The 5,415-nt window shown below is 47.0% G+C and carries 4 protein-coding genes; 2 read left to right on the top strand and 2 right to left on the bottom strand.

Annotated features, from left to right (window positions below; translation table 11 throughout):
* Positions 1-31 precede the first annotated feature (31 nt).
* Positions 32-1,249: a S8 family peptidase gene (locus ACFQ2O_RS19575; protein ID WP_377532000.1), complete on the top strand. Its 1,218-nt coding sequence runs from the start codon at positions 32-34 to the stop codon at positions 1,247-1,249.
* A gap of 64 nt (positions 1,250-1,313) precedes the next feature.
* On the opposite strand, the gene ACFQ2O_RS19570 is transcribed toward ACFQ2O_RS19575, so the two are convergent.
* Complete coding sequence (locus tag ACFQ2O_RS19570; RefSeq protein WP_377531997.1) at positions 1,314-1,814, bottom strand: GNAT family N-acetyltransferase; 501 nt, start codon at positions 1,812-1,814, stop codon at positions 1,314-1,316.
* 133 nt (positions 1,815-1,947) lie between these two features.
* Here ACFQ2O_RS19570 and ACFQ2O_RS19565 point away from each other — a divergent pair, with 133 nt between their 5' ends.
* The gene (locus tag ACFQ2O_RS19565; protein ID WP_377531994.1) at positions 1,948-2,946 is read left to right on the top strand and encodes a quinone oxidoreductase family protein; all 999 of its coding nucleotides are present in this window, start codon (positions 1,948-1,950) and stop codon (positions 2,944-2,946) included.
* Between the two features lie 151 nt (positions 2,947-3,097).
* On the opposite strand, the gene ACFQ2O_RS19560 is transcribed toward ACFQ2O_RS19565, so the two are convergent.
* Positions 3,098-5,311, bottom strand: coding sequence for a S9 family peptidase (locus tag ACFQ2O_RS19560; protein ID WP_377531991.1), 2,214 nt, complete (start codon positions 5,309-5,311; stop codon positions 3,098-3,100).
* Positions 5,312-5,415 lie beyond the last annotated feature (104 nt).

Raw genomic sequence — 5,415 nt, 5'->3', positions numbered from 1 at the left:
TTAAATTTTAATCCCCCCTTACTTAATCTTTATGAGAAACAGTTTACACTACAAAAAACTGATACGATCAGTATTGTTTGGCGCGGCCGTAGCAACCACTTCTTTTGCTTTTACAGCTTGTAGCAACGAGGCAGAAGACATGACAGAGCCCGTTGCCGTACAAGCCGAAAGTCAAAATGGTGCTGTTATAGATGGTCAGTATATTATAGTATTTAAGAAAGATGGTGATCAGCGTTTAGGTGATGTGCAAACCTATGCACAAAGGCTGGATGCCGTGCGTAGCCTGAGCCAGAATGTGATGGAAAGCAATGGTATCAGCAAGGTACAGATAGAGCAAACATTCGGTCAGACAGTTTACGGGGTGGCCGCTAAGATGAGCGCCACAGAAGCCGACAAGCTGCGCCAGGACCCACGCGTTAGTTATGTTGAACCAGATCGGGTAGTGATGCTGGCTAAACCCGGTACAGGAGGTTCCGGAGGTGGTGCTCAGGAAGTGCCTTATGGCATTCGTCGGGTTGGGTATGCCAGCGGTGCCGGTAAAACTGCCTGGGTTATTGATACAGGTATAGACCTGGACCACCCAGACCTGAATGTAGATGTTAGCCGCAGCGTAACTATGTTTACAAGCGGCAGAGACGCCGGTAGTGCGGATGATGGCAATGGGCATGGATCTCATGTGGCAGGTACTATTGCAGCCAGAAACAACTCGACAGGGGTTATTGGTGTAGCGTATGATGCTACCGTTGTAGCGGTAAAAGTACTTGACTCCCGTGGTAGCGGTGCCTACTCTGGTGTTATTGCCGGTGTGGATTATGTAGCAGCTAACGGAAAATCAGGTGATGTGGCAAACATGAGCTTAGGAGGTCCTGTATCGCAGGCGCTGGACGATGCCGTTATTGCAGCAGCAGGTAAAGGAATCAAGTTTGCCTTAGCGGCAGGCAACGAAAGCACGGACGCTAACAACTCATCTCCGGCGCGGGTAAACCATGCAAATGTTTATACTGTATCAGCAATGGACAGCGGCGATAGGTTTGCATCCTTCTCTAACTATGGCAACCCTCCTGTAGATTTCTGCGCACCTGGTGTAAATATTAAGTCTACCTGGAAAGGCGGTGCTTATAATACTATCAGCGGCACTTCTATGGCATCACCCCATGTGGCAGGTTTGCTTCTGCTAGGTAATATTTCAACTGACGGTTACGTAAACGGTGATCCAGACGGAAGTGCTGATCCGATTGCACATAACTAAAAATATTAATTGTTTAAGTTTAAAGTGAGCTATTTAGAAGGCAGCCAATGGCTGCCTTCTTTTTTTACAGCTCTTTGCGCATTACATAGTCATTCATCCAATAAGGGCCGATTGCAATGTCCTCCTGCACATATACCTGGTAACCACAGCGTTCATAAAAGGCCTTTGCGTTGTTGTAGCGGTTTACATTCAAATCAAGTATGGCGGCTCCTAACTGCTTCACCTCATGCTCAACAGCGTTAAGCAGAGTCTTACCATACCCTTTTCCCTGGGTTTGTGGAAGCAGGTAAATTTTATTCAGTTTGTAGATCTTTTCAGCTTCGTCTTTTACAGAGTAAGACGCGAATCCAAGCGGGGACTCTCCCTCGAACAGCAGTAAAAAAGTTTGCCCATCCGCCATTTGCTGCGCCAGTGCTTCTTCAGAATAAATGGTATCAAACATGAATTCAAGTTGCTCTTTACTTAGGATGCTTTGGTAAGTGGGACCCCAGGTTGCTTCTGCCAGTTGTTTGATAAGAGGAATTTCGGCAGCGTCTGCTTGTCTGATGGTGAGGCTCGTTTGCATAGATAATTGCTGTTGCTATACTTGCAAGATAGGAGGCAAGGGGTAAAATGGCAACAGTTGCCACACTTTCTACTTTAGGTATAAATCTTATCTTTGTTTATACAAGCGCGTATCTATACTTAAAAAAAAGAAAATGAAAGCACTATACTTAGAAGATATCAACAAAGAGTTTATACTTATAGACAAAGAGAAACCGACAGCTGGCCCTGGAGAGGTGGTGGTACAGGTGAGGGCTGCTGCTCTGAACCGTCGTGATGTATGGATTCAGCGGGGCAAGTATTTTATAAAGGAGTATCCGGCTATACTTGGCTCTGATTGTGCTGGTGTGGTGACGGAAGTGGGAGAGGGAGTAGATCAGTCCTGGGTGAACAGGGAAGTGCTGGTAGATCCGTCGAAGAACTGGGGCGATAACCCGCGAGTGCATAGTGCCGCATATACCATACTTGGTATGCCGGAGCAGGGCGCATTTGCAGAATACGTAAAAGTGCCGGCGGCGAACCTGCATCAGAAGCCAGAGCACCTTAATTTTGAAGAGGCTGCTGCGCTGCCATTGGCGGGAGTAACGGCCTATCGTGCCTTGTTCACCAAATGCGAACTACAGCCAGGCGAGAAAGTGCTGGTAACAGGTGCAGGCGGAGGCGTGGCTTTGTTTGCCATTCAATTTGCCTTGGCTGTGGGTGCTGAGGTATGGGTTACTTCTGGCTCAGAAGAAAAAATACAGGCAGCTAAAGACTTAGGTGCAGCAGGAGGTGCCAACTATAAGCAGGAGAACTGGGGAAAGGAGCTAAAAGCGCAGGCCGGAGGCTTTGATGTTATCATCGATAGTGCAGGCGGAGAAGGCTTTGTACAACTGGTAAAATTAGCCAAGCCGGGTGGCCGGCTAAGCATGTATGGTGGCACCACAGGAATGATCGGGCAAATAAACCCAGCGGAGCTTTTCTGGAAGCAGCTCTCTATTTACGGCAGCACGATGGGCACAGCACAGGACTTTGCTGGTATGCTAAAGCTAGTAACCGATAAAAGCATTCGCTCAGTAGTGGACGTAACTTATCCGCTGGAAGAAGGAGAGCAGGCCATGCGGTATATGGAAGAAGGGAAGCAGTTTGGTAAGATAATATTGACAGTTGGATAGTCTTTAAGTATAAGCGCATGATCATGTAAAGGTTAACAAGTATAAACAGAGAAGGCGGGCCACTTGGCCCGCCTTCTCTGTTTATACTTGTTAAAATTCTATCCTTAGGGCTGCACCATCATATGAGGTGATAAGCCAGGTGTAAACAGTTTTACTGGTTCTGCTGCTCTAACAGGTTAAGGAGAAAAGCGTACTGCAAAGCAGTTTCTTTGTAACGCTCAAAACGGCCAGAGGCACCGCCGTGGCCTGCTTCCATGTTCGTGTGCAGCAGCAGCATGTTATTATCTGTCTTCATGTCGCGGAGTTTAGCTACCCATTTTGCAGGTTCCCAGTACTGTACTTGGGAGTCATGCAGGCCAGTGGTCACCAGCATGTTTGGGTACTCTTTAGCCTCTACCTGATCATAAGGAGAATAAGACAGCATGTAATCGTAGTACTCTTTTTCGGCTGGGTTACCCCATTCGTCAAACTCACCAGTGGTAAGCGGAATGCTGGTGTCCAACATCGTAGTTACTACATCTACAAAAGGTACAGCGGCAAGCACACCCTCAAACAAATCAGGACGCATGTTCACCACGGCACCCATTAGCAGGCCTCCTGCACTGCCGCCCTGTGCAAACAGCTTGTCAGGGTTCGTGTACTTTTGATCTACCAGGTACTCGGCAGCATCTAAAAAGTCAGTGAAGGTGTTCTTTTTCTTCAGAAGCTTTCCGTCTTCATACCACTGGCGCCCCATTTCCTGGCCACCTCTGATGTGAGCAATGGCATATACAAAGCCACGATCCAGCAGGCTGAGGCGCACAGAGCTAAAGCCAGGGTTCATGCTATTGCCATAGGAGCCATAGCCGTACAGTAGCGTCGGGTTTTGTCCGTTTAGCTCAATGCCTTTGCGGTATACCAGCGAGACTGGAATTTTAGTACCGTCATCGGCGGTGGCATACACCCGTTTTCCCTCATAGTTGTTCGGGTCAAAGTCACCTACTACCTCTTGCTGCTTCAGAAGCTCTTTCTCCTTCGTCTGCATGTTATAGTTGTAGGTAGAGTAAGGCGTAGTGAGGGAAGTATAACCGTAACGCAGCGTTTTACTGTCGAAGTCAGGATTAACATCTATATAAGCTGTATATGCTTCCTCTCCGAAATCTATGTAGTAATCGCTTTTAGGGTCATTCCATTTCTTAATTCTAATCTGCGTGAGGCCGTTTTTGCGTTCCTGAAGTGTCAGGTAATCCTTGAATATTTCGATGCCTTCTAAAAGTACATCCTGGCGGTGCGGCACTACTTCTTTCCAGTTAGCTTTGCCTGTTTTGCTAACGGGTGTTTGCATTAGCTTAAAGTTAGTAGCACCGTCTTTGTTGGTAACGATGTAAAACTTGTCCTGGAAATGGTCAACACTGTACTCTAGGCCTCGCTCACGTGGCTGAATTACTTTAAAATCTCCGTTAGGCTTGTCTGCGTCTAAATACCGGTACTCATTCGATAAGGTGCTGGCAGAGCCAATGAGGATATACTTGTCGCTTTTGGTCTTGAATACAAATGTGCTGAACGTTTCATCAGCCTCGTGGTATACTTCTTTGTCCTTAGAGGTAGGCGTGCCTAACGTATGGCGGAAAATTTTGAAAGACCGAAGTGCAGGGTCTTTCATCGTGTAGTAAACCGTTTTGTTATCGTTGGCCCAAACTGCGCTGCCTGTTGTGTTCGGGATGGCATCAGTTAATAACTCACCTGTTTTTAGGTTCTTGAAGCGCAGCGTATACTTGCGGCGGCTTACAGTATCCTCCCCAAAAGCGAGCAGCTGGTTATCTGGGCTTACGTCTATACCTGCGGCAGAATAGTAGCTTTGTCCCTCGGCGCGCTCATTAGCATTCAGCATCACTTCTTCCGTTGCCTCCATGCTGCCTTTTTTGCGGGCATAGATAGGATATTCTTTGCCTTCTTCGTAGCGGGTGTAGTACCAGTAACCGTCTTCTTTATATGGTACTGATTCATCAGTTTGCTTGATGCGGCCTACTATCTCATCAAACAGTTGTTTTTGTAAATCTTCGGTATGTGCAAGTGCTTTTTTAGTATAATCGTTTTCGGCGTTGAGGTAAGAAATTACTTCCGGGTTCTCGCGCTCGTTGAGCCAGTAGTAATTGTCTATGCGCGTGTCGCCATGTACCGTTAGTTCTTTTGGTGTTTTTTTAGCCATAGGGGGTTGTAGCTGTGTGGTGTTTTGGGCAGTGGTGGCAGTTGCCGACTGCTCTGTAGTAGCCGTAGCGGAAGCAGCACTTCCGGTGGTATTACTGGACGAACAGCCAGCACTAAGCACCAGGCAGGCCGATAGCAACGTAGCTGAGCCCACCGCCTTTGAGGTTAAACTTTTCATAGATAAAGTAGTGTAAAGGTTAGTCTTTTATAATGGTTGACTGCGACCACAGCGGTTTCAGATAAATAAAATTAACTAAATTACGTTGCAAACAAAATAAACAA

Source organism: Pontibacter rugosus (genome assembly GCF_042678745.1).
In the GTDB taxonomy this organism is placed as follows: Bacteria; Bacteroidota; Bacteroidia; order Cytophagales; family Hymenobacteraceae; genus Pontibacter; species Pontibacter rugosus.
The sequence above is the reverse complement of the archived record's forward strand: the minus strand, read 5'-3'. Positions and strand labels throughout refer to the sequence as shown.

Excerpts from the sequence above, each read along its gene's own strand:
- ACFQ2O_RS19565 (WP_377531994.1), top strand. The coding sequence starts at position 1,948 with ATGAAAGCACTATACTTAGAAGATATCAACAAAGAGTTTATACTTATA.
- ACFQ2O_RS19560 (WP_377531991.1), bottom strand. The coding sequence starts at position 5,311 with ATGAAAAGTTTAACCTCAAAGGCGGTGGGCTCAGCTACGTTGCTATCG.
- ACFQ2O_RS19570 (WP_377531997.1), bottom strand. The coding sequence starts at position 1,814 with ATGCAAACGAGCCTCACCATCAGACAAGCAGACGCTGCCGAAATTCCT.
- ACFQ2O_RS19575 (WP_377532000.1), top strand. The coding sequence starts at position 32 with ATGAGAAACAGTTTACACTACAAAAAACTGATACGATCAGTATTGTTT.